We start from the raw sequence: 23,388 nt of genomic DNA on the forward strand, positions 1-23,388 counted from the left end.
CCCGCCCCCGGAGGAACACACATGCCCGACACGTCCCGTGACCCGCGCCCGGCCGAGACCGCGCCCGGGACCGCGCCCGGCAGTCGGCCCGCCCGGCTGCCCCGCCCGGTCTATGAGCGCGAACTACTGCGCCTGCAGGAGCAGTTGGTCGTCATGCAGGAGTGGGTGCGCGCACGCGGCGTACGGCTCGTCGTGGTCTTCGAGGGGCGTGACGCGGCCGGCAAGGGCGGCGCCATCAAGCGCGTCACCGAGTATCTGAACCCCCGCGTGGCCCGGGTCGTCGCGCTGCCCGCGCCCACCGAACGCGAGCGCGGCCAGTGGTACTTCCAGCGTTACGCCGAGCAACTGCCCACCGCCGGAGAGATCGCCCTCTTCGACCGGAGCTGGTACAACCGGGCGGGCGTGGAGCGCGTGATGGGCTTCTGCACGCAGGAGGAGCACGCGCGCTTCCTCGGGCAGTGCCCGGTCTTCGAGCGGCTGCTCATCGAGGACGGCATCCTGCTGCGCAAGTACTGGTTCTCGGTCGGCGACGAGGAGCAGGAGCGGCGCTTCCGGTCCAGGATGTCGGACCCGACGCGGCGCTGGAAGCTCTCGCCGGTGGACCTGGAGTCCCGTATCCGCTGGGAGGCCTACTCACGGGCCAAGGACGAGATGTTCGCCCACACCGACCTACCCGATTCCCCCTGGTACGTCGTCGACGCGGACGACAAGCGCCGGGCCCGCATCAACATGATCGCCCATCTCCTCTCGACCGTTCCGTACGAGGAGGTGCCGCGGCCCGAGCTGACCCTGCCGCCCCGCCCGCCGGCCACCGGTTACGAGCGCCCGCCCCGGGACACCCAGACCTGGGTCCCGGACCACGCGGCCTCGCTGCCGGGCGCGGAGGGAAAGACGCGCCGGCCGTAAGGGTTACCCCCGGCCGGGCGTGCTCCCGGCCGGGGCCGGGGCTGCCGCTATGTGTCCGATGAACGCCTGCCATCCGGCGGGCCGGAACCGCAGCACGGGGCCCTGCGGGTACTGGGAGTCCCGCACCAGGACCAGGCTGTCGGTCCAGGCCACTTCGACGCACGTGTCGGGTTTCACGTCGCTGAGGCTGCTCTTGCGCCACGTCCACGGCTCGACCACTCACGCCTCCTCTGCCCAGTGCGCGGACGGCCCGGCCGGGCGTCTCGCGGCAGCACGTGATCCAGCGGCGAGGGGGCCCAACTCCCGTGGAGTACCGCGCGGAAGAAATCGATCACATGCGGAGAAAAGCCGACCCGTTCAAGAATATCAATGGCACATGGTGGGGCGGATATGGCCTTTTACGCCATGGTCATAAGAAAGGCCGCCGAGGAGCGCAGGGGCGCGGCATCGTGGCCGCCATTCCCCGTCCTCGCAGGTGGCGGAATCCGGTCTCCCGCGACAAGGGCCGGTGGGAGGACGATGGAGACCGGGCTCAAGGGGGGACGGCCGATGACTCGCTCGACGCTTCCGCGTTCGCCTCGCTCCATGGGCCCCATGGCCGGAATGTGGTGGTACGCCTACGTCCTCCTGGCCGGGACCCTCGCCTTCGGCGCGGGCTGGGCCGTGGCCCGGCCCGCGGGTTCGGCGGTCGGCACGGTGGTCGCCGTAGCCTTCACGGCGGCGGCAGGCTGGTGGGCGCCTCCTCCTCTCCCGGCACGTCGCCGGACGCCGCCGCCTCGCCGGGACCGGACGCCGCGCTCCTTCCGGTAGCGGTCCAGCCGCCCCGGAGCGGCGGTCTGAGCCAGGCCCGCAGCCGGGCCGTCAGCAGGACGCCGGCCCCGCATCCGGCGACACCGAACCAGCCATAGGGGTTCGGGATCAGCACCAGGACGACGACGGCGAGGAACCCGCCCAGCACCATCGGCGGAATGGTGACCACCCACAGGAGGTGCACCGTGCGCGCCCGGAACGGCAGTACGTGATGAATGATCTCGTTGCAGATGTGGACCCAGGTGTCGACACCGGAACGCTTGTCACGTGCTCCCATGCCCGCGCACCTGCCCCCGTACCCGGTACCGGCGGCTCCCGCCGCCGGTGAAGATCCCCGGCCTGTCCATGAGTCACCTCAGTGATCAATCGTCAGGAACCGCGGCCGCCTCGTGGCCGCGGGCAGCGCCTTGCCTCGTCGAGGTCGACTCGGTACGGCCGGTGACCCGTCTCCGGGCCCGGGGGTTCGGCCGTCACACCTGTCGTATTGCGTCTCGTATTGCGTCTCTCGGTCGTCCGTCGATGCCGTTCATCCCGCCGCCTGCTGCTCCCCGTCCGCGGTCCGGACCACGAGGTCCTCGCTCACCGCGCCGGAGTGCGCCGCCACCTGCCGCAGGACGGTGCTCATGTCTTCCTTGAGTGCCTGGTCCTCCAGCGCCCAGAAGCCCTCCAGGTACTTTCCGGTGATCTCCGGGTCGTTGCTCGCGTAGGAGTCGCCACGCGCGTTCTCCAGATAGACGGAGTCGGGCATGCCGTCCTCGGAGAACTCGAACAGCGTGTACGGGCCCAGGAGACCCTGGTGGGCGCCGACGCTGAACGGGAGGATCTGGATGGTGATCCGGGGGCGGGAGGCGAGGTCGGCCAGGCGCTCCAGCTGGTTGCGCATCACCCCCGGCCCGCCGACCTGACGGCGGATCACCGATTCGTCGAGGACCATGAAGAACTGCGGGCCCTCGTCCCCCTCCAGGAGTTCCTGGCGTGCGAGGCGGGCCTCGACGAGCCGGTCGAGCCGCTCCTGGGAGATGCCCCGGGAGGTCTCCTTGGACAGGGCCCGGATGTACTCCTCCGTCTGGAAGAGGCCGGGGATGACGAAGAAGTGAAATCCCCGGATGATCGAGGCGGAGGACTCCAGGGCCAGGAACGACAGGAACTCCTTGCCGAAGACGTCGCGGTACTCGCTGAAGGGCATCTTCCGGCTGCCGCGGGCCAGTTGCAGCAGTTCCTCGGTCTTGCGGCGGTCGGTGATGGCGTACTCGGCCAGCAGCGCCTTGAGGTCGTTGACCGTGATGGCGACTTCGCCGGCCTCGATCCTGATCAGCTTGGAGGGGCTCCACTCCATCGTGGCGGCCACCTGGCGCTGGGTCAGACCGGCCCGGGACCGGGCCTTGCGGAGTTCCGTTCGCAATCTCAGACGCTGAACGGCGGCGCTTGGTGTGCTCACGATGGCCACCTCCGCATATTGATAGTCCTATGTGCAATATAGCAGATTGCAGCAGTCCGCAAAGAAGCCTCCCCTTCAGTGGAGCGCACTCACATATCCGCAGGTCACGATGAGTTGACGGGGATGACCGGCGTCAGTTGGCCAGGTCGGATGTGCGAGCTCGCAGCATGGAGTGTCGCCGATGGACCGGCGCTGTGATGCGGGACACCGTACCGGATCCGACGCCATGAGAGGTCACGCTCGCGTGCATGCTCCTCCGTGTGGTGCCCTGGAGGGATGCCGTTGACGGGCCGCCGGCCGATATCGCCCCGGAACGTCCGTCGGAGCGGCCAACGACCCCGTGGCCGGTGGGCGTTGGGACGGCCTCACCGCCGGCCGGCTTCTCCGCTCCCCGGGGCGGCGCGGTGTGCCGCGGTGCGGTCCCGGTGCGGTCATGAACGTGTACCAAGCCCCTCCCGCCTCTGCCCCGCCGCTCCATGGCGTCCCTAAGGTGTGCCGCACCGGCGCCGCCCCGGGAACCGGGACTCCGGGCGCCGGCCAGTGAGGGGGATTGTCATGCGAAGACGGATCGCCGCCGCCGTGACCGGCGCCATGGCCCTGTCGGTGCTGGGCGCGCCGGCCGCCCGGGCCGACCTGTCGAGCCCCGCCGTGATCACGGGCGGCAGCGTCAACTCCGGCCGCGACCTCGTTCTGGGCCCGGACTCCCGCACGACCTTCGCGGTGTCCTTCACCGCGCGGGACGACTCCGGGATCAGCGCGGACCACGCCGAGGTGAACCTCCTCGGCCCCAACGGGCACCGGCTGCAGGCGGACCCGGTCTCCCGGCCCGTCTGCGCGCCGGTGAGCTCCACCACGTCGACCTGCCGCTTCACCGTCACCGTGGACACCGGCAGCGCGCGTATCGACAACAGCTGGGCCGGCACCTGGCGGCTGTGGGCGCTGGCGGTCCCCAACGACTGGAATCCCGCCACCGGAGAGGGGCTCGTCACCCGGAGCGGCTTCGCGAGTGTGCGGATCAAACGGAAGTCCCGGCTCACGATGGACGCCGCCCCCGAGCCGGTCGCCGCGGGCCGCCCGCTCGCCATCCTCGGCGCGCTGCGTTTCGCCGACTGGGGGAACGGCGGCTACACCGGCTCCGCCGGGCATCCGGTCCGGGTCGTCTTCGCCTCCCCCTCCAGTCCTCTCTACCGGTACGTCAAGGACCTGGAGACCGGCGCCAACGGATGGGTGCTCACCACGGTCCTCCCGGACGCGGACGGCTCGTGGTGGCTCGCCTACAACGGTACGGAGAGCACCTCCTGGGTCTACTCCGCCGACGACTATGTCGATGTGAGGTGACCGGCGTCCCGGCGCGTGCGGTGACTGCCCGCGCCGGCGACGGCCCCCGGCCGGAGCGCCGTGCTCCGGCCGGGGGCCTTGCGCCGTACGGCGTCATCGGGGACGGCCGGAACCGATCCCATGCCACCCTTCCGGCATATTTGTGTTGAAAAAGGACCGGGGAGAGGAAGGACAGTCGGCACAGGTGTTGAACACGAGCCGGAGAGAAGAGCCCCCACCATGGCTACGCTGTGCAGACCCGCGGTGTCCGTGCCCGAGCACGTGATCACGCTGGAACAGACCCTGGATCTGGCGCGGTCGCGACACGCGGACCACCCCGGACTCGGACTCGCTCTCCGTCTGATCGAGAACACCGGGGTGCGCCGGCGGCATCTGGTGCGGCCGATCGAGGAGACCCTGCGGCACCCCGGCTTCGAGGCCCGCAACGCGGTCTACGAGGCCGAGGCCAAGGCACGGGTGCCGGACGTCATCCGGGAGGCGCTGCGCTCCGGGGAGGTGCGCGTCACCGACATCGACGCGATCGTCTTCGTCTCCTGCACCGGCTTCACCATGCCGTCGCTGACGGCCTGGCTGATCAACAGCATGGGCTTCCGCGAGGACACCCGCCAGTTCCCCATCGCCCAGCTCGGCTGCGCGGCCGGCGGCGCGGCGGTCAACCTGGCCCACGACTTCTGCGCCGCACACCCCCGGGCCAACGCCCTCATCGTCGCCTGTGAGTTCTGCTCGCTCTGCTACCAGCCGGACGATCTCGGAATCGGCAATCTGCTCTCCAACGGACTGTTCGGGGACGGCGTCGCCGCCGCCGTCGTCCGCGGCCGCGGCGGCACCGGCATCAGCCTGGAACGCAACGGCTCGTACCTCATCCCCGGCACCGAGGACTGGATCGCCTACGACGTCCGCGCGACCGGCTTCCACTTCAAGCTCGACAAGCGGGTGCCCGGCACCATGGAGCCCCTCGCCCCCGCACTCCGCGACCTGGCCGCGGACCACGGATGGGACGCCTCGGGCCTCGACTTCTACATCGTCCACGCCGGCGGCCCGCGCATCCTGGACGACCTGGGCAAGTTCCTCGACGTGCCCGCCGACGCCTTCCGCTTCAGCCGGGCCACGCTCACCGAGTACGGCAACATCGCCAGTGCCGTCGTTCTGGACGCCCTGCGGCGGCTCTTCGACGAGGGCGGCCTCCCCGACTCCGCGCGCGGCCTGCTCGCCGGATTCGGGCCGGGCATCACCGCCGAGATGTCCCTCGGCCGCTGGACCTCCGACGACGCCGGCCCGGAACACGGCCGCCTTCTCGTGAGCGGGGCCGCCCGGTGACCGCCGAGACGGCTGCCGGGGCGGCCACCGGGACAGCCGCACCCGACGAGCCCCTGCCGCCCGTCCGGTTCTGGCCCGCGGATGACCACTTCGGCGTCGACTTCGATCCCGTCATGGCCGAATTGATGCGCGCGGGCCCCGTCACCCGGATCCGGCTGCCGTACGGCGAGGGCTGGGCCTGGCTGGTCACCCGCCACGAGGACGTCCGGATGGTGACGAACGACCCCCGCTTCAGCCGGAAGGCGGTCGTGGGACGGGACATCACCCGGCTGGCTCCGCACTTCATCCCCCGGAAGGACGCCGTGGCCTTCCAGGACCCGCCCGACCACACCCGGGTCCGCCGTGCCGTCGCCCCCGCCTTCACCGCCCGGGGCGTGGAGCGGCTGCGGGACCGGGCGCGGGAGACGCTCGACGGGCTCGTCGCGGACGTGCTGCGGGACGGCCCGCCCGCCGACTTCACGGAGCGGCTGCTGGCTCCGTTCCCGCTCGCCGTCATCTGCGAGCTGATGGGCGTGCCCGCCGCCGACCGCGCCGACGTGCACCGGTGGACGGCGCTCATCCTCGCCTGCGAGGACAGGGAGAGCAGCGAACGGGCCAAGCGGGAGATGCACGGCTACTTCACCGGGCTGATGCGGGAGCGGACCGCCGGGGACGGCGAGGACGTGACCGGACTGCTGGGCGGAGCGGTGGCGGCGGGCGAGGTCTCGGAGTCGGCGGCCGCCGGTTTCGCGGTGCTCCTCCAGATCGGCGGCGAGGCGGTCACCAAGAACTGCGGCAACATGCTCTACATCCTCCTCACCCACCCCGGCCACCTGGCCCGTCTGCGGAGCGAACCCGCCCTGCGCCCCTCGGCCATCGACGAACTGCTGCGCTACATCCCGCACCGCAACGCGGTGGGACTCTCCCGGGTCGCGCTGGAGGACGTGACCGTCGGCGGGGTCCGGATCCGCGCCGGGGAGCCCGTCCACGTCTCCTACGTGGCCGCCAACCGCGACCCGGACGTCTTCCCGGAACCCGACCGGATCGACCTCACCCGCAGGCCGAATCCGCATGTGGCCTTCGGCCACGGACCGCACTACTGCGTAGGGGCCCTGCTCGCCCGGATGGAGACCGAACTCCTCGTCTCGGCCTTCCTGGACCGCTTCCCGCGGCTGCGCTTCGCCGTCCCGGTGACGGAGCTCCGCTGGCAGCGCGGCGTGCTCATCCGCGGGCCCGAGGCCCTGCCCGTGACGTGGTGAGGAGCGGACGGGCCGTCAGAACGAATGAAGCCGCCCTCCGCTGACGTGCCGGAACTCGCCCGAGCGACGCCGGGCCACCGCATCCCGCCCCAACAGCCCCTGTCCGGCGCCCTGTCGGCGCCTGCCGGGGGAACGGTCCGCGGAATGCGGGCCACAGGCCGGAGAACGGTCACCGCACCCGGTTACCGTTCCACCGGAGACCGGCGCGTCCCGCATGTGCTCCCCAACCCCGGGTAACCGATGCCAACGGATGGCGACGACCCTGGGGGTGGCGCGGTGGCCCGCGTGATGTTCCGCAAGGCTGCGAGGGACCGGAAGGACGACGGGGCCGGCGCGGCCCCGCCGCCGGCCGAGCGGCACGCCGGGCCCTCGGGCCTCGTCCGGGCGGTGGCGGTCCTGGTGGCCCTCGGCGCCATGGTCGCGTTCGCCGTCGTCCTGGCACGGCTGACCCTGGAGCCCTCCGCGGCCTCCGAGGACCTGATCCACAGCAACCTGCGGCCCGGCGACTCCATCCGCAACTACCTGGAACAGCCCGCCTTCCGGGACACCGTCAAGCAGATCGGCGGGAACATCCTGCTCGGCGTCCCCTTCGGCATCCTGCTGCCGGTGCTGCTGCCCAAGGCGCGGGGGCTGCTCCGCGTCGCGGTGGTCACGGCGCTGGTGATGGTGCTGGTGGAGCTGGTGCAGGGCTCGCTGGTCCGGGGCCGGGCCTTCGACATCGACGACGTCATCCTCAACACGGCCGGGGCGCTGCTCGGTTACCTGGTCATCGGGCGCCGGCTGGGCCGTGCCGTGCACCCGCGCCGCCACCACTGGTGGCACCGCTGGGCCGGCGGCCCCGCCCGCACGCCCCGCACCTCCCGCACCTCCCGCACCTCCCGCACCTGAACCGGCCGGGCGCTCCGTCCGCTACGGCGCCCGGTGGTTGAGCGGGTCGTCGAAGAGCTGGCTGAAGGCCAGTTCCGCGGCGCCCACCAGGACGGTGTCGTTGCCGAGCCGGCAGACGCGGAAGCGGACGTTCTCCCGGGCGGCGGCGAGGGTGTGGGTGTTGATGCTGCTGCGGATGTGGGCCGCGGCGCCGAGGTAGATGTCGGGCAGGGTGCCGCCGAAGATGACCGCGGCCGGGTTGTAGAGGTTGACGAGATTGGCGATGCCGATGGCGAGCCAGTCGCCGACGGCGTGGAGGGCGGACCGGGCGGTGACGTCGCCGCGGTCGGCGGCCTCGATGATGGTGCGCACCGCCTGGCGGCCGGTGGTGGCGGGGACGTGTCCGGCCGCGTCGAGAAGGGCGTTCTGCCCGGCCTCGGCCTCCAGGCAGCCCCGGGCGCCGCAGCCGCAGCGCCTGCCGCCCCGGGGGTTGACGATCATGTGGCCGACCTCGCCGCCGTAGCCGCTGCTCCCGCGCAGCAGCCGGCCGCCGGTGATCACGCCGCCGCCGATGCCGATGTCGCCGTGGAGGTAGATGAGATCGTCGAGGCCCGTCCCGGCGCCGCGGAGGTGTTCGGCCAGCGCGCCGAGGTTGGACTCGTTGTCGAGGAGCACCGGCAGGCCCAGGCCGAGCCGGCCGGTGAGATCCCCGCCGAAGTCCTCGTCCGTCCACCCGATGTTGGGGGCGGAACGGACGAGGCCGTCGGGGTGGCGGACCATGCCGCGCACGGCCGCGCCCGCGCCCACGCACACGGCGTCCGGGGGCGCGGCGGCCATCATCTGCTTCGCGTGGCCGGCGAGGAGGCCGGCCGCTTCCCCCGGGTGCATGCCGATCCTCGGGTAGGTGGTCTCCCGGCGGTCGAGGAAGGAACCGCCCAGCCCGATGCGGGCGGCCGCGAGGTAGTCGACGCCCACATCGAAGGCCAGCACGTACACCCGGGCGGTCTCGGGCCGGACGACCAGGGAGGGCCGGCCCGCCCGGCCGGTGTCGCGGGGGAGTTCCTCACGGACCAGACCGGCCGCGGTCAGTTCGCTGACCAGGGCCAGAATGGTGCTGCGGTTGAGCCCCATGCGCTCGGCCAGAGCCGCCCGGGAGGCCGGCCCCCCGAGGTGGATGTGGCGGAGCAGACTGCTGAGGTTCTGCCGGCGGACCTCCTCCTGCGAGGGACCGGCTTTCATGCGTGCTCCGACTTCATCGTTGAACGGCTCGTCGGCGGGACACCGCGTCCACACCGGCGGCGATGAGCAGGACGGAGCCGGTCACAGCGTACTTGACGCCCGAGCTGTACCCCATCAGACCCATGCCGTTCTGGATGACGGCGACCACCATGCCGCCGAGCACCGCGTCCACCACCCGGCCGCGGCCGCCGAACAGGCTCGTGCCGCCGATGACGGCCGCGCCGACCGCCAGCAGCAGGACGTTGCTGCCGCCGGTGTTGGGGTCCACCGAGTTGCCGCGGGAGGCGGCGATGATGCCGCCGACCGCCGCCAGGGTCGAGCAGATGACGAAGGCGGAGATCCGGATCGCGGAGACGTTGATCCCGGCCCGGCGCGCGGCCTCGGCGTTGCCGCCCACCGCGTAGATGTGCAGGCCGTAGGAGGTCCGCCGGAGTACGAACGTGCCGATGACGACGAGCACCGCGATGAGCGGCACCACGATCGGCACGCCCTTGAGCGAGTCGACCAGGACGTTGCGGCTGCGCTCCTGGTTGAGCAGGTGGACGGCGATCCCGCCGAGGACGGCGAGGGAACCGATCCGGACCGCGAGCAGCGAGGGCGGGGCGAAGGTGAGCCCGCGCCGCCGGCGGTTGGCCGCCTGCCGCAGCTGGATGACGGCGAACGCCCCCACACCGGCGGCCAGCAGGGCCCAGCCCAGCGCGGGGGAGAGATTGTCGTTGGCGATGGCGAGGATCGTCTTGTCGTGGATCGAGACGTTGGTGCCCTCCTTCAGCAGCATCAGCACGATGCCCTGGAAGGCGAGGAAGGCGGCCAGCGTGACCACGAAGGAGGGTATGCCGATTCTCGCCACCAGCAGCCCCAGCACCAGGCCGATCAGGACCCCGGTGAGCACGGCCGCGAGGACGGCCCCGTACCAGGGCCAGCCCATGTCGGTGAGGAGGATGGCGAGCACGGCGGCGCAGACACCGCTGGCGAACCCGGCCGACAGGTCGATCTCGCCGAGGAGGAGGACGAAGACCAGGCCCATGGCGATGGCGATGCTGCCGGCGCCCTGGGTCAGGAGGTTGGCGAAGTTGAGGTTGGAGAGGAAGACCGGCCGCAGGATCGCGAAGACGAGGCAGAGCACGACCAGGCCGAGTACGGCGGGGAAAGAGCCCAGTTCGCCGCCGCGCAGCCGGTTGACGTAGTCGCGGACGGTGGTGCGAAGACCGGGCGCGGCGGGAGCCGGCGGCTTCTCGGCGGGCTGCGGCCGGCGCTGCGGCGGTTCCTGGTGGACGGCGGTGGTCATGCGGTGGCTCCGTTGGTGGTGGCGAGGCCCAGATCCCCGCTGCGTCCGGCGGTGATCAGTTCCACGACCTGCGCGTGGGTGACGTCGGTGGTCCTGACCTGGGCGGCCATCCGGCCCAGGTAGAGGGCCGCGATCCGGTCGGAGACCGCGAAGACGTCGTTCAGGTTGTGCGAGATGAGGACGACGGTGAGGCCGTTGTCGGCCAGCCGCCGGACCAGCTCCAGGACCTGCGCGGTCTGGGCGACGCCCAGCGCGGCGGTCGGCTCGTCGAGGATGACGACCTTGCTGTTCCACAGCACGGCCTTGGCGATGGCCACGGTCTGCCGCTGGCCGCCGGAGAGGCTGGCGACGCGCTGGCGCACCGACTTGACGGTCCGTACGGAGAGCCCGGCGAGGGTCTCGGCGGCCATCTCCTCCATCGTGGCCTCGTCCAGGATGAGCCCGCTGCGCTTCTCGCGGCCCAGGAACATGTTCTGGACGATGTCGAGGTTGTCGCAGAGCGCCAGGTCCTGGTAGACGATTTCGACGCCCAGGGCGGCGGCGTCCCGCGGGCTGTGCATCTGCACCGGCCGGCCCTCGAAGAGGTACTCACCGGAGTCGAACGAGTGGATGCCGCCGATGCACTTGACCAGGGTGGACTTGCCGGCTCCGTTGTCGCCGACGAGCGCGGTCACCTCCCCCGGATGGGCGGTGAAGTTCACGTCGTGCAGGACCTGCACCGGTCCGAAGCTCTTGTCGATCCCGCGCAGTTCCAGGATCGGGGTGGCGGTCATGGGGGGATGGCTCCTTGGGGTCGGGCGCCGCGGGCCCCGGCACGCGGCGCGCGGTGCGCCGGGCCGGGACCCGCGGCGGGACGGACGGACCGGGTTACTTGATGCCGGCCTCGGCGCAGAGGTCGGCGTACTTCTGGGTGCAGAGCTCCGCCTTGGTCACGTAGCCGTCGTCCACGACGTCCTTGACGTTGTCCTTGAAGATGGCCACCGGGGTCTCCAGCACCGCCGGCACGTCCCGCTTGCCCTCGGGGTCGCGGACGGTCGCGTTGGTCTCGGCCTTCTCGCCCTTGGCCAGGGAGATCGCGAGCTCGGCGGTGGCGTCCGCCTCCTTCTTGATGGCCTTGTAGACCGTCATGCACTGGTCACCGGCGAGGATGTTCTGCAGGCCCTGGACGGTGGCGTCCTGGCCGGTCACCGGGACCTTGCCGTTGCGGTTCTGCTTGCGGAGGATGGCGATGGCCGCGTTGCCCAGGCCGTCGTTGGCGGCCAGGACCCCGTCGATCCCCGGCTCCTTGGTGAGCATCTGCTCGAAGATGGTGCCGGCCTGCGCGTTGTCCCAGTCCGGGACGGACTGGTTGGGGCCCTTGACGTACTCGCCCGACGCGTACTTCGGGTCGAGGACGCCGTCGTAGCCCTCGGCGAACAGCTTGGCGTTGTTGTCGGTGGGGGAGCCGTTGAGCTCCGCGACCATCGGCTTCTCGGCCTTCTTCTCGGCCAGGCACTTCCCGAGGCCCTCACCCTGCAGCCGGCCGACTTCCACGTTGTCGAAGCTGACGTAGTACTGGGCCGAGCCACCGAGGGTGAGCCGGTCGTAGTCGATGGTGGCGACACCCTGCGACTTGGCCTTGTCGAGGACGGCCTTGCCGGTGCCGCTGTCCAGGTTGACGATGACCAGGACGCCGACCCCGCTGGTGATCATCTGGTCGGCGATGGTCTGGAAGGTCTGCTTGTCGCCCTGCGCGTTCTGGATGTCATAGTCCACCCCCGCCTTCTTGAAGGCCGCGGCCAGGTACTTCCGGTCCGCGGTCTCCCAGCGGTCGGAGGACTTGCTGTCCGGGAGGATCACGCCGATCTTCGGCTTCTTGCCGTCCGAACCGGCGGCCCCGTCCGACGAGGATTCGTCGCCGCAGGCGGTGAGAGTGGACGCGAGCAGGGTCGCCGAGGCGACGGTGAGGAGGAGTCCCTTGCGCATGAGCAGGGTCCTTTCTGGGGGTGCGACGGGACGACCGTCCGCACGTTCTACGGGAGGCTTACGGGATGAGAAGCGCGCTCTCGACCGGTTCGCGGGTGTTGGTGGGGAACCACCCGACTGAATGTTGTGAGCGGGAACTTATGGGCCCCGCCGGGGGTGGCGCCACCCCTGGGACAGGAGAATTTGTTGGGCGCTATAACAATCAGGTGACGCAGCCGTCACCGGGGCGTGCCGCACGGCGGTGACGGGGAGCGGGCCCGGTCCCGCCCGAACGGCCGGGGCCGTGACGGACCCTTCGTTACGGTGGCCGTCATGTTCTCCGACCAGGGCCCGACCCTCCGCGAACTCGCCGTCCAGGCCCTCTCCTCCGTCGAGCACGGCTACGACCTGCTCGCCCCCAAGTTCGACCGGACTCCGTACCGCACCCCCGACCGCGTGCTCGACGCCGTCACCACCGCGCTCCGGCCGCTGGGGCCCTTCGGGACCGGACTGGACCTCTGCTGCGGCACCGGGGCCGGCCTGGGCGTGCTGCGCCGGGTGTGCCGGGAGCGGGTGGTCGGCGTCGACTTCAGCGCGGGCATGCTCGCCGTGGCCGGCTCCGCCGTTCCCGCCGCGCCCGGCGGTCCGGCCGCGCCCGGCGGTCCGGCCGTGGACCGGGTGCGGGCCGACGTCCGGCGGCTGCCCTTCGCCGGGGCCTTCGACCTCGCCGTCAGCTTCGGCGCCCTGGGGCACTTCCTTCCGCAGGAGCGGCCCGCCCTCTTCGCCCGGGTGCACGCGGCGCTGCGGCCGGGCGGGGTGTTCGCCTTCCCGCTGCCGGCCCCGCCCCCGGTCGGTTCGCGGCCCTACTGGGCGCTGTGGGGCTTCGACGCCGCGATGCGCGTCCGCAACGCGCTCTGGCGGCCCCGCTTCGTCATGTACTACCGGACCCTCGGCCTCGCCGACGCGCGCGGGGAGCTGACCGCGGCCGGGTTCGCGGTGGGCACGGTGCCCCTGGAGGAGCTCGGCCGGCGGCCGGACGGCAGCCCCCGCTGCCGCCTCGTCGTCGCCCGCCAGGACCGGTCCCCGGAGGGTCCGCGGGAACGGGACAACCCGGTACGCGGGGTGTGAACGGGCCGCAACGGGGAACTCCGGCGGAATTGCGGCGAGGGGAGCGGCGATCCCGCGCCGACGGGGCGTGGGAGTGCCCCGGCGCCGCCCGAGGAGGAGGAACCCTGTGAGAGCCGTCGTGTACCAGGAGCCGTACAACGTGGCGGTGGAGGACGTCGAGGACGCCCGGATCGAGGACCCCACCGACGTGGTCATCAAGGTGACCACCTCGGCGATCTGCGGCTCCGACCTCCACATGTACGAGGGCCGCACCGGAGCCGAGCCCGGCATCGTCTTCGGCCACGAGAACATGGGCGTCGTGCAAGAGACCGGGCCGGGAGTCGCCGGGATCCGCGAGGGCGACCGGGTCGTCCTGCCCTTCAACGTGGCCTGCGGCTTCTGCAGGAACTGCCTGGCCGGCAACACCGGCTTCTGCCTCACCGTCAACGAGGGCTTCGCGGGCGGCGCGTACGGCTATGTGTCGATGGGCCCCTACCGCGGCGGGCAGGCCGAATACCTGCGAGTCCCCTTCGCCGACTTCAACTGCCTCAAACTGCCGCCCGGCGACGAGCACGAGGACGACTTCGCGCTGCTCGCCGACATCTTCCCCACCGGCTACCACGCCACCGAGCTGGCCCGGGTCTCGCCGGGCGAGACCGTCTGCGTCTTCGGCGCCGGACCGGTGGGCCTGATGGCGGCGTACTCCGCACAACTCCGCGGCGCCTCCCGCGTCTTCGTCGTCGACCGGCAGCCGGACCGGCTCCGCCTCGCCGAGCGGATCGGCGCGGTCCCCGTCGACTTCGGCCAAGGCGACGCGGCCGAGCAGATCAAGGAGCAGACCGGGGGAGAGGGCACCGACAAGGGCATCGACGCCGTGGGCTACCAGGCGACCGCGCGCGAGGGGGAGGAACAGCCCGCCATCGTCCTCAACGCCCTGGTCGAGGCGGTCCGGCCGACCGGGATGGTGGGGGTCGTGGGCCTGTACGTCCCGGAGGACCCGGGCGGCCCGAGCGAGCACGCCCAGAAGGGCGAACTCCTCTTCCGCATCGGCAAGTTCTTCGAAAAGGGCCTGCGGATGGCCACCGGCCAGGCCAACGTCAAGGCGTACAACCGGCAGCTGCGCGACCTCATCATCGCCGGACGGGCCGAGCCCGGCTTCGTCGTCTCCCACCGCCTGCCGCTGGAGGACGCCCCGGACGCCTACCGGCGCTTCGACCGGCGGGAGGACGGCTGGACCAAGGTGCTGCTCAAACCGGGACAGGCCGCCGCCTGAGGGCGCCCGGAACGGCCGGCTCCCCTAACGGCCCGGCCCCGAGCCGCACCTGAGCCGGACCGGAGGGCACCGCCGGAGCCGGCGGTGCCCACCGGTGGTGCCGCGCAACCGTGCCCGCCCCGGGACGGACGCCGGGGCGGGCACGGGCCGGATCAGTCGTGGGCGAAGCGGACGTCGGGCAGGATCCGCCGCAGCCAGGCGGGGGACCACCAGGCGGCCCGGCCGGTCAGCCGCAGCAGCACCGGCAGCAGCACCAGCCGTACCAGCAGGGCGTCCAGCAGGACGGCGACGCCGAGCACGATGCCCATCTCCTTGGGCGGCAGCGGCTTCGCGAGGGCGAAGGTGAAGAAGACGGCGACCATCACCCCGGCCGCCGCGAAGATCACCCGGCCCGAGTGCGCCAGTGAGCCGACCATCGCGTCGCGCGGGTCGCCGCTCCGCTCGAAGTGCTCCTTGGCGGAGGACAGCAGGAAGACGGTGTAGTCCATGGCGATCGCGAAGATCATGGCGAAGAAGAACACCGGGGCCCAGGCGTCCAGGAAACCCTGCGAGGTGAAACCGAGCGGACCGGCGCCCCAGCCCTCCTGGAAGATCAGCCGGGCGGCGCCGAACGCGGCACCGGTCGACAGCAGGCTGGCCAGGGTGCCCAGTGCCGAGATCAGCGGTGCCTGCAGGGCCAGCAGGAGCAGGGCGAAACCGAGGACCAGGACGACGCCGATGACCAGCGGTGCCTTGTCGCTCAGCAGCTTCTGCAGGTCGAGGTTCTCCGCCGCGGCACCGCCCACCAGCGCCTCCTCGGGCAGGGTGGCGCGCAGGTCACCGAGCGTCCCGCCCAGGGCCGGATCCGAGGGGCCCACCTCCGGCACGGCCTGGATCATCGACAGTCCGGAGCCGTCCGGGGCGGGCTGCGCGGGCAGGACGGCCGCGAGGCCGGGAGCCCGCTCCAGCGCGGCGGCGGTGTCCCCCGCCCGGACACTCGGAGTGATCACCTGGAGGGTGCCCGGCGCACCGGGACCGAACGCTTCGCTCACGGCCGCGTAACCGGCCCGCGCCGAGGCGTCCTCGTCCACCACGGTGATCGACGGCATCGCCGTGCGCAGCCCGAACACCGGGACGGCCAGCGCCACCAGGACGGCCAGCGACGCCGCGCCGTAGAGCAGCGGACGGCGCCACAGGCGCTCGCCCCAGGCGGCGAACACGGGCGAACGGTGCTCGCCCGCCTTCACCCAGGGCAGTGCCACGGCGTTCACCCGGTGGCCGAGTCCGCCCAGCACGGCCGGGAGCAGCGTCAGGGTGGCGGCGAGCACGAAGAGCACCGCGAGCATGATCCCCCCGGCCATGGACCGGAAGGCCGGGGCGGGCACCAGCATCACGGCGGACAGGCTGATCACGACGGTGATCCCGGAGAGCAGCACGGCCTTGCCCGCGGTGTCCATGGTCTCGGTGACCGCCCGGACGGGCGTGTCCGCCCGGCTGAGGGCGCCGCGGAAGCGCATCACCAGGAACAGGGCGTAGTCGATGCCGAGCGCGAGGGCGAACATCATCGCGAAGTTCATCGCCCAGACGGAGATCGGCGTCAGCTCGTTGAGCAGGACCAGGCAGCCGGCCGAGGCGACCAGCCCGGCCAGGGTCAGCAGCAGCGGCAGCCCGGCGGCGACGAGTGAGCCGAAGGCCAGCACCATGACGGCGAGCGTCACCGGCCAGGACAGCACCTCCGCGCGGATCATCGCGTCGTGATTGGCCTCGTTGAAGTCGCTCCACAGGACCGAGGCACCGGTGGCGTGCACGGTGATGCCGTTCCGCGACAGGTCCTCCAGGGGCTCCTTGAGGTCGTCGGCGGCCCGCACCATGTCGTTGGTGTCCGCGGCGGCGCCGCCGAGCACGATGGCGGTGCGCCCGTCGGGGCTGACGGTGGCCCCGGGGCGCGGACGGATCACCTCGGAGACGCGGTCGTCGGCCTCCAGTCTGCGGACGACCTCGGCGATGACCCGCCGCACCGGGGGAGCCGTGACCTGCCGGTCGGCGGAAACCACCACCTGCAGGGCGGACGAGGCGTTGCCCCCGAAGTGCTCCCGGGCGAGCTCGCGGACCCGGACCGACTCCGAGCCGTTCGCCTGCCAGCCCGCGCCCGACAGGGCCGAATTGACCTGGGGCGCGAAGACGCCCAGGGCGGCCACGATCACCAGCCAGGCGAGGAGGACGAGCCTGGTGTGGGCGGCGGCCCAGGCGCCCAGGCGGCCCAGCGGCCCCGGCCCGTGGGCCACGCCGGCACCCGGCGGCACGGGTCCGGCATTCGGTGGCAGGGAGCTCATGTTCGTCCTCCGCACCCGGCGGGCGGTGCTCCCGCGAGATGGCGTCCGGTCCTGCAGCGATGAAGGGATCACCTCTGCCTACCAGCAGGCGGACGCGGGCTCCTCCGCACGAACCCCGGAGGACCACACCGGACAGCCGAACAGCCGAACACGGACGCACGGACGGCCCGCCCGGAGACGGGAACGGCCGGTGGCCCCGCGGGCCGGCCGGTGGCCTCCCGGACCGGCCGGTGCCGCTCAGTCGCCGCTGACGCGGACGTTCGCCGCCAGCGGGCAGAAGCGGATCGCCTCGTCGATCAGGGTCGACCGGGCGTCCCCCTCCAGCCCGGGCATCTCGATGGTGACATCCGCGGCCAGGGAGTAGCGCAGAGCGCCGTCGTGCTCCAGGGACACCTCGGCGGTGACGCTGCTGCCGGACGCGTCCGAGCCGCGGACCCCGGCCGCCAGTTCGAGCGCCTGGTGCATGCACGTCGCCACGGCCGCCGCGTACAGCTGTTCGGGGCCCCAGCCGGACCGTTCGTCGAGCCCGCCGGGCGCCGTGGGGTTCACCACGGGCAGCGTCCGGCCCCCGTCCCCGCTCACACGGACCTCCGTCACCCCCGGCCGGGACTCGACCGCCGTGGTGTAGAGCGCGCGCTGCTGGGTCGTCATGTCTGCTCCTTCCGCCGGATGCCTCCCTCCAGTCTCGGCCGGTCCGGCCCCACCGGCGACCGCAGCCGTGGCCACCCCGCTGACCAGGGACGACAGCGGGCGGACGAGCCCGGGGCCACGGAGCGTACGGCCACGCGCACGGCCGTACACCGCGCCGGGCCGCGCCGGGCCGCGCCGGGACACACCGGCGGTGACGGCGGTGACGGCGGGAGCGCGGCGGGTGGGCCACGGGCATCCGGCCGTACGCCGGATTGCCGCCCCCGCGCACCGGACACACAGTGGAGACCGGGAGCCACCGGCGGCGGCACGGCGCCGTGGCGCGGCGGCCGCGCCCGGTCCGGCGCGGCGGCACCGCCCGCGCGCCGGACCGCACCCGCGGCCACCGGTTCCTCCCCGTGCCGGCCCGCCCGCGGAGGAGAGAGACATTGCTGCATTCGGTTGTCGCGGGGGTCGACGGGTCCCCGCAGAGCCTGACCGCCGCGGACTGGGCGGCGCGCGAAGCGGTGCTCCGCGGCCGGCCGCTGCGCATCGTCTGCGCCCGGGAGGCGCTGCCGAGCGACGCGGAGAAAGCCCTGGGCCCGCAGAACGGGTACGCCTGGGCGGAGGAGCGGCTGGAACAGCTCGACCGGCGCCTCCGCGAGCGCCATCCGGATCTGCCGGTGGAGATCCTGCGGGTGTCCGGGTCTCCCGTGCAGAGCATCCTCGGCCAGGACGCCGAGCTGCTGGTGCTCGGATCCCGCGGACTGACCGGCGTGGCCGGGCATCTCATGGGCTCGGTGAGTCTGGCCGTCGTCGGCCGCTCCGAACGGCCGGTGGTCCTCGTACGGGCCGGGTACGACCCCGGCGCGCCCGAGCACGGGGCCGTCGCCGTCGGCTTCGACCTCCACCACGAGGCGGACGAGCCCGTCGCGTTCGCCTTCGAGGCCGCCGCCGCCCGGGGCGCCGTGATCAAGGCCGTCCACGTCTGGGACGCCCAGCGCGCCTACGGCTGGGCCACGATCCCGCAGGACATGGAGGTGCTCGACGAGTACGAGGGACCGGCGAGACGGTATCTCGCCGATGCGGTCGCCCCGTGGCGGGAGAGGTACCCGGCGGTCGGGATCACCGAGGAGGTGGTCCGCGGCAGTGCCGGACCCGGTCTCATCACCGCCGGTACCGGCACCGATCTGCTGGTCGTCGGCCACCGGGTCCGCGGGAAGGGCCGCGCCTCACCGCTCGGCCACGTCACCCACGCGGTGCTGCACCACGCGCCCTGCCCGGTCGCGGTGGTCCCGCACGGCTGAGCCCCGCGGCCGGTCCACGCGCTGCCGGGATGGGCGCCGCCGCCCGGACCTTGGTCCGGCCCCGGTACAGGCGGGCCGGTGACCTCCCCAGGTGACCGGCCCGCCTGCCGTGCCCGGCCCGGACTGCGGGGGTCCGGGCCCGTCCGGTGACCGTCCCGTCGGGCCGGGCACCGGAAGCCTTCGCCTGCCGGGGCCGTCTGCTCCGGCGGCCGGCCGCGCCTCCGGACGAGACCGGCGGGCGGGCCGCGCCGGGGCAGATGTGGACGATACCGAAGCGCTGCGAACGGCCGTGCGGCCCCCCGGGGTTGCCCCCGGCCGCGGGGCAGCGGCCGCGCCCGGGCGGCGGCCCGTTCCGCGTCCCGGACCCATCCCGTGTCACCCCCGTCCCGCGCCTCGCACCGCGGCGGAAGGCGCGGTCCGGGTGACACGGCGCCGTTCCCCGGTGACACGGCCGGCCGGGTGCCCGGCCACCCGGCGGGAGGAAGCCGGTGCCCAAGAGCTGACGGGCGCGGCCACCCCGGCCGGCGCCGGTTCCCCCGCCGCCTTCCCGCTTCCCCGCGCTCCCGCACGCGCGTTCCCCCGACGCGTTCTCCGGACAGGCCGGCCCGGCGGCGCGGGGCTAGCCTGGAGGCATGACCAGGGCACCGGTCACCCTCCTCCTCACCGGCGACGTGATGCTCGGCCGCGGAGTCGACCAGATCCTCCCCGGCGCCGGAGACCCCGCGCTCCGGGAGACGTACACCCCGGACGCCCGCGCCTATGTCGGACTGGCGGAGGCCGCGAACGGGCCCGTCCCGCGCCCCGCCCCGTTCTCCTGGCCCTGGGGCGATGCGCTCCGGGTGGCCGAGGAGGCCGCCCCCGACGCCCGCGTGATCAACCTGGAGACGAGCGTCACCCGGAGCGGTGAGTTCGCCCCCGGCAAGGAGGTCCACTACCGGATGAGCCCGGAGAACCTCCCCGCGCTGGCGGTGGCCCGCCCGGACGTCTGCGTCCTCGCCAACAACCACGTCCTGGACTTCGGCCGCCTCGGCCTGGAGGAGACCCTCGGCACCCTGTCCGCCGCCGGGCTCCGCACGGCCGGGGCCGGACAGGAGGCCGGGTCCGCCTGGCGTCCCGCCGCGGTGCCGCTCGGGGGAGGCGGCCGCCTCCTGGTGCTCGCCCTCGCCATGCCGTCCAGCGGAGTGCCGACCGACTGGGCCGCGACAGAGGACCGGGCTGGAGTCGCCGTGGTGAGCGAACCCTCTGAGGCCGCCGCGCACGCGATCACCGGCCGGATCCGGCGGGCGCGGCGCCCGGGCGACCTCGTCGTCGTCTCCGTCCACTGGGGCTCCAACTGGGGATACGGCATCGCCCGGCAGCAGATCCGCTTCGCGCACGCGCTCGTCGACGGCGGGGCGGACGTCGTCCACGGCCACTCCTCGCACCACCCCCGCCCCCTGGAGACGTACCGGGGCAAGCTCGTCCTGTACGGCTGCGGAGACCTCGTCGACGACTACGAGGGCATCACCGGCTACGAGCGCTACCGCGACGATCTGCGGCTGCTCCACCTCGCCCGCCTGGACCCGGACACCGGCCGGCTGACCGGACTGCGCATGGTGCCCCTGCAGGCCCGGCGCATGACGCTGCGGCACGCCTCCCGGGAGGACGCCGCCTGGCTGCGGACCGTCCTGGACCGGGCGAGCCGCGGCCTCGGCACCCGACTGGACCTGGATCCGCACGGGGCACTCACGCTGCGGAGCGCCTGACGTCCCACCTGAGGGACCGTCTCACATCGGCCCCCGCGAACTCCGGGCGCGGGTTTCGGCCGGCCGGGAGCGAGCGGGGACTGCCGCGGGAGTCCCCGGCCGCTGCCGGCCGCTCCGCCGTTCGATCGAGGGCTTCGACCGGCGAAAACCCGGTTGTCCGGGGACCGTCCCGACGCCTAACGTCGGCCGTCATCGGCGTGTAGCTCAGCAGCAGAGCACCGGGCTCCGGACCCGGAGGGCGCAGGGGCGGAACCTGCCACGCCGGCTTATGAACGACAACGCTGAGCAGCAGCCCCTCACCGCGGCCCCGTCCTATCCGGAGGCCCAGCTGGCCAAGGCCTTCACGACCGCGCTGACCCACGAGGACCCCGGCACCCGGCGCCGCGCCGAGGTGCGCGGGCAGCGCTGGCGGGAGGTCCTCGCGGGAATGGCCGCGGGCCGGCTGACGATCGGTTCGCGTACGCCCGTGGACGGGCTTCCGCCCTGGGTGACTCCCGAGGTGGTGCGGGGCGGCTTCGCCACCGGGACCGCGAGCGCGGGCGGGCCGCTCCGGGACGACGAGACCGCGGCCGCGCGGAGTTTCGGGGTGCCCGCCGAACGGCGCGCGCTCTTCGCCCACTGCCTCACCGAGCCCGGACTCGCCCGGCTGTGGCGCCTGTTGGACAGCGGCCACTACGAGATCGGCGTGCCCGAGGAGGCCGCGCTGCTCACCATGGCCTGGCTCGTCCGGCACGGGGAGACGGACGCGGCGCTCGACCTCGTGGCGGAACTCGAGCCGTTCGCCGACCGGCTGCGGTTCCTGCCCCGCCCGGCGGACGGGCCCGCGCCGGACGCCGCCACTGCCGTCCACCGGCACACCGTCTCCGACGCCGTCGGCACCCTGATCCGGCGGCGGCCCAACGCGGCCGTCGAAACCCAGCGCGAGGCGCTCGCCGTATGGCAGCCGTTCGGCGACGAACTGCTCCTCCACTGGCTGCGGACGGCGCGGAACGGACGGGTCCTCGAACACGTCCCGGACGCCGGCTGGACGGCGCACGGCGAGGTCCTGCTCCGCCGCTACCGGCTGCTCGCCGCGGAACACACCCGCAGCACCAAGCACCGCAACCCCAAGGAGAACCTGGGCATCCTGCTCGGCGCGCTGGAGGAGACCGTCGCCGGACGGCCGCTGGACGCGCGCCGGCTCGGTCTGCTGCGGCACGCGGTGGAGTCCATGGTGCGGCGGCGCGGTCTGCCCGGCTCCGCCGCGCACACCACCCTGCGCCGGCGCCAGGCCGAGCAGGCGGCGCTCCCCTCCCACCACGCCCTGGCCCAGCTGATGCTGCGCCGGCTCGCCGTACTCCCGCAGGAGACGGGCATCGCCGATGCCGCCCCGCTCCTGGGCGCGGTGACCGAGGAGGAGAGCCGGGAGACCGGCCTGCCCGCCGGAGCCGCCGTGCCGCCCGTGATCCGCCGGGTGGTCGAGTCCGCGCTGAGCGCACCGCTCGGCACGCTCGTGGAGCGGGGGGTCGTCCCGTCCGCCGAGGTCCTGGCCGGGCTGGTGCCGCAGCTGGTCGCCGCCGCCACCACGCAGGCGTACCGCGACGAGACCCTGCGAGCGCTGATGGCCGCGAACTACCGGGCGTTCCGCAGCCGCCGTTCCCTGCTCCTGCTCAACCTGGAACGGCAGGTGCGCGTCGAGGAACTGCCCTGGGTGCGGGCGGTCTCGGGGCAGCGGTCCGCGGTGCTGGGCAAGCCGGACGCCGGCGGCGTGCTCGCCGTACTGCGGCAGCTGGGCGAGCTGGCCGTGCAGGCCTTCCCGGGCACGATCCTGCCCAACCCGCTCGTCCGCGAGGCCGCCGTCCTGGAACGCGAGTGCGGCCTGGGCGTCCCCTTCGTGGAGGAGCTGGCCGCCGACATCTTCACGGGCACGTTCAGCCCGAAGTTCCTCACGGCGGCGCGGATCGCGGGCGACCTGCTCGGCGGCACACTGTACGAGCGGTACTACGGCATCGACTACGCGGCGATCCGCGACCTCGCGACCGCCGGGACCGGCACGGCCCCGGCCCGTTCCCACGGTGCCCGCACGTCTCCCGGTTTCGCGCGGCTGTGCGCCGAGCGGGCCGGGACGGCGTCGCGGCCCCGGTCGGTCGCGGCGAACGGCATGGTGATCGAGCAGGCGCAGATCCTCACCACGCACAATCTGGCCACGCTGGTCCACCGCGTGGGCATCGCCCCGCGGCCCGGATGGGCCGGCCTGGCGCACCGCTGCTTCGTGACCGTGTGCCGGCTGACCGCCCGCGTGCACCGCAACCCGCGGCCCCTGGCCACCATCAAGGACGCCGCGTACGCGTGGCGCCAGATGGTGTTCCACCTGTCCCTGTGCCCGCCGGAGGAGCGGAGCCGGGTCATCGCGGCCCTGGGCGAGGAGACCGCCCGCCACCCCGCCCATGTCGCGCCCCGGCTGGCCCCGGCCCTGGCAGGCCTGGCCCTGGTCGCCGAGGGCGGCACCTTCGGCGGTGACGGTACGGCGGACGGCGGGCGCGCCCGGCGCTTCCTGGGCTGGAGCACGGACGGTCACTGGATGCGGTGACGGCGGAGGCGCGGGTACGAGCGCGCGCCCGCGCGCAGCCACCGGCTCGGCGTGCGCGGCGGG

At 73.2% G+C, this 23,388-nt stretch carries 19 protein-coding genes and 1 tRNA gene; 11 read left to right on the forward strand and 9 right to left on the reverse strand.

Going from position 1 to position 23,388, the window contains the following annotated elements; all coding sequences use genetic code 11:
- Positions 1-21 precede the first annotated feature (21 nt).
- Positions 22-906, forward strand: a complete 885-nt coding sequence (ppk2, locus tag LIX60_RS30235) for a polyphosphate kinase 2 (RefSeq protein WP_227962496.1) — start codon at positions 22-24, stop codon at positions 904-906.
- A gap of 3 nt (positions 907-909) precedes the next feature.
- Here ppk2 and LIX60_RS30240 read toward each other — a convergent pair whose 3' ends face one another.
- The 3 genes from LIX60_RS30240 to LIX60_RS30250 form a co-directional block, all read right to left on the reverse strand.
- Positions 910-1,125 carry a DUF397 domain-containing protein gene (locus LIX60_RS30240; protein WP_227962497.1) on the reverse strand — a complete coding sequence of 72 codons (216 nt, stop codon included), beginning with the start codon at positions 1,123-1,125 and terminating at the stop codon, positions 910-912.
- A 493-nt stretch (positions 1,126-1,618) separates the two neighbouring features.
- Positions 1,619-1,993, reverse strand: coding sequence for a hypothetical protein (locus LIX60_RS30245; RefSeq protein WP_227962498.1), 375 nt, complete (start codon positions 1,991-1,993; stop codon positions 1,619-1,621).
- Positions 1,994-2,242: 249 nt separating this feature from the next.
- Positions 2,243-3,154, reverse strand: coding sequence for a helix-turn-helix transcriptional regulator (locus LIX60_RS30250; RefSeq protein WP_227962499.1), 912 nt, complete (start codon positions 3,152-3,154; stop codon positions 2,243-2,245).
- A 555-nt stretch (positions 3,155-3,709) separates the two neighbouring features.
- On the opposite strand from LIX60_RS30250, the gene LIX60_RS30255 reads away from it, so the two are divergent.
- From LIX60_RS30255 to LIX60_RS30270, 4 genes are all read left to right on the forward strand, one after another.
- The gene (locus LIX60_RS30255) at positions 3,710-4,492 is read left to right on the forward strand and encodes a hypothetical protein (protein ID WP_227962500.1); all 783 of its coding nucleotides are present in this window, start codon (positions 3,710-3,712) and stop codon (positions 4,490-4,492) included.
- 219 nt (positions 4,493-4,711) lie between these two features.
- Entirely contained in the window at positions 4,712-5,809 is a 1,098-nt protein-coding gene (locus LIX60_RS30260) for a type III polyketide synthase (RefSeq protein ID WP_227962501.1), read from the forward strand.
- Complete coding sequence (locus tag LIX60_RS30265; RefSeq protein WP_227962502.1) at positions 5,806-7,047, forward strand: cytochrome P450; 1,242 nt, start codon at positions 5,806-5,808, stop codon at positions 7,045-7,047. Before LIX60_RS30260 ends, LIX60_RS30265 begins: the two co-directional genes overlap by 4 nt.
- 414 nt (positions 7,048-7,461) lie before the next feature.
- Positions 7,462-7,935, forward strand: a complete 474-nt coding sequence (locus LIX60_RS30270; RefSeq protein ID WP_374118002.1) for a VanZ family protein — start codon at positions 7,462-7,464, stop codon at positions 7,933-7,935.
- Between the two features lie 21 nt (positions 7,936-7,956).
- On the opposite strand, the gene LIX60_RS30275 is transcribed toward LIX60_RS30270, so the two are convergent.
- From LIX60_RS30275 to LIX60_RS30290, 4 genes are all read right to left on the reverse strand, one after another.
- Positions 7,957-9,153 (reverse strand): ROK family transcriptional regulator, encoded by a 1,197-nt coding sequence (locus LIX60_RS30275; RefSeq protein WP_227962504.1) that lies wholly within the window; start codon positions 9,151-9,153, stop codon positions 7,957-7,959.
- Between the two features lie 13 nt (positions 9,154-9,166).
- A complete protein-coding gene (locus tag LIX60_RS30280; RefSeq protein ID WP_227962505.1) occupies positions 9,167-10,441 on the reverse strand; it encodes a sugar ABC transporter permease in 1,275 nt (424 codons plus the stop codon).
- The gene (locus LIX60_RS30285; RefSeq protein ID WP_019707916.1) at positions 10,438-11,214 is read right to left on the reverse strand and encodes an ATP-binding cassette domain-containing protein; all 777 of its coding nucleotides are present in this window, start codon (positions 11,212-11,214) and stop codon (positions 10,438-10,440) included. Before LIX60_RS30285 ends, LIX60_RS30280 begins: the two co-directional genes overlap by 4 nt.
- Before the next feature lie 94 nt (positions 11,215-11,308).
- On the reverse strand, positions 11,309-12,406 hold the full coding sequence (locus LIX60_RS30290; RefSeq protein ID WP_227962506.1) for a sugar ABC transporter substrate-binding protein: 1,098 nt from the start codon (positions 12,404-12,406) through the stop codon (positions 11,309-11,311).
- Positions 12,407-12,718: 312 nt separating this feature from the next.
- Between LIX60_RS30290 and LIX60_RS30295 the strand changes: the two genes are divergently transcribed.
- On the forward strand, positions 12,719-13,513 hold the full coding sequence (locus tag LIX60_RS30295) for a class I SAM-dependent methyltransferase (RefSeq protein ID WP_227962507.1): 795 nt from the start codon (positions 12,719-12,721) through the stop codon (positions 13,511-13,513).
- Between the two features lie 106 nt (positions 13,514-13,619).
- Positions 13,620-14,765, forward strand: coding sequence for a glutathione-independent formaldehyde dehydrogenase (locus LIX60_RS30300; protein WP_227962508.1), 1,146 nt, complete (start codon positions 13,620-13,622; stop codon positions 14,763-14,765).
- Positions 14,766-14,917: 152 nt separating this feature from the next.
- On the opposite strand, the gene LIX60_RS30305 is transcribed toward LIX60_RS30300, so the two are convergent.
- A complete protein-coding gene (locus LIX60_RS30305; RefSeq protein ID WP_227962509.1) occupies positions 14,918-17,077 on the reverse strand; it encodes an MMPL family transporter in 2,160 nt (719 codons plus the stop codon).
- Positions 17,078-17,314: 237 nt separating this feature from the next.
- A complete protein-coding gene (locus LIX60_RS30310; protein WP_227962510.1) occupies positions 17,315-17,728 on the reverse strand; it encodes an OsmC family protein in 414 nt (137 codons plus the stop codon).
- Positions 17,729-18,153: 425 nt separating this feature from the next.
- Between LIX60_RS30310 and LIX60_RS30315 the strand changes: the two genes are divergently transcribed.
- From LIX60_RS30315 to LIX60_RS30330, 4 genes are all read left to right on the forward strand, one after another.
- Entirely contained in the window at positions 18,154-19,011 is an 858-nt protein-coding gene (locus LIX60_RS30315) for a universal stress protein (RefSeq protein ID WP_227962511.1), read from the forward strand.
- Between the two features lie 632 nt (positions 19,012-19,643).
- Positions 19,644-20,756, forward strand: a complete 1,113-nt coding sequence (locus LIX60_RS30320; RefSeq protein ID WP_227962512.1) for a CapA family protein — start codon at positions 19,644-19,646, stop codon at positions 20,754-20,756.
- 193 nt (positions 20,757-20,949) lie between these two features.
- Positions 20,950-21,021: transfer RNA gene (locus tag LIX60_RS30325), tRNA-Arg, on the forward strand.
- Between the two features lie 3 nt (positions 21,022-21,024).
- A complete protein-coding gene (locus LIX60_RS30330) occupies positions 21,025-23,325 on the forward strand; it encodes a hypothetical protein (protein ID WP_227962513.1) in 2,301 nt (766 codons plus the stop codon).
- Positions 23,326-23,388 lie beyond the last annotated feature (63 nt).

The sequence above is a fragment of the Streptomyces sp. S07_1.15 genome, assembly GCF_020739505.1.
Classification (GTDB): domain Bacteria; phylum Actinomycetota; class Actinomycetes; order Streptomycetales; family Streptomycetaceae; genus Streptomyces; species Streptomyces xinghaiensis.

What these genes read in the sequence shown, in the direction of transcription:
- LIX60_RS30310 (WP_227962510.1), bottom strand. Translation starts at nt 17,728, where the DNA reads ATGACGACCCAGCAGCGCGCGCTCTACACCACGGCGGTCGAGTCCCGG.
- LIX60_RS30320 (WP_227962512.1), top strand. Translation starts at nt 19,644, where the DNA reads ATGACCAGGGCACCGGTCACCCTCCTCCTCACCGGCGACGTGATGCTC.
- ppk2 (WP_227962496.1), top strand. Translation starts at nt 22, where the DNA reads ATGCCCGACACGTCCCGTGACCCGCGCCCGGCCGAGACCGCGCCCGGG.
- LIX60_RS30285 (WP_019707916.1), bottom strand. Translation starts at nt 11,214, where the DNA reads ATGACCGCCACCCCGATCCTGGAACTGCGCGGGATCGACAAGAGCTTC.
- LIX60_RS30330 (WP_227962513.1), top strand. Translation starts at nt 21,025, where the DNA reads ATGAACGACAACGCTGAGCAGCAGCCCCTCACCGCGGCCCCGTCCTAT.
- LIX60_RS30305 (WP_227962509.1), bottom strand. Translation starts at nt 17,077, where the DNA reads ATGAGCTCCCTGCCACCGAATGCCGGACCCGTGCCGCCGGGTGCCGGC.
- LIX60_RS30295 (WP_227962507.1), top strand. Translation starts at nt 12,719, where the DNA reads ATGTTCTCCGACCAGGGCCCGACCCTCCGCGAACTCGCCGTCCAGGCC.
- LIX60_RS30280 (WP_227962505.1), bottom strand. Translation starts at nt 10,441, where the DNA reads ATGACCACCGCCGTCCACCAGGAACCGCCGCAGCGCCGGCCGCAGCCC.
- LIX60_RS30290 (WP_227962506.1), bottom strand. Translation starts at nt 12,406, where the DNA reads ATGCGCAAGGGACTCCTCCTCACCGTCGCCTCGGCGACCCTGCTCGCG.
- LIX60_RS30245 (WP_227962498.1), bottom strand. Translation starts at nt 1,993, where the DNA reads ATGGGAGCACGTGACAAGCGTTCCGGTGTCGACACCTGGGTCCACATC.
- LIX60_RS30260 (WP_227962501.1), top strand. Translation starts at nt 4,712, where the DNA reads ATGGCTACGCTGTGCAGACCCGCGGTGTCCGTGCCCGAGCACGTGATC.
- LIX60_RS30275 (WP_227962504.1), bottom strand. Translation starts at nt 9,153, where the DNA reads ATGAAAGCCGGTCCCTCGCAGGAGGAGGTCCGCCGGCAGAACCTCAGC.
- LIX60_RS30270 (WP_374118002.1), top strand. Translation starts at nt 7,462, where the DNA reads ATGGTCGCGTTCGCCGTCGTCCTGGCACGGCTGACCCTGGAGCCCTCC.
- LIX60_RS30255 (WP_227962500.1), top strand. Translation starts at nt 3,710, where the DNA reads ATGCGAAGACGGATCGCCGCCGCCGTGACCGGCGCCATGGCCCTGTCG.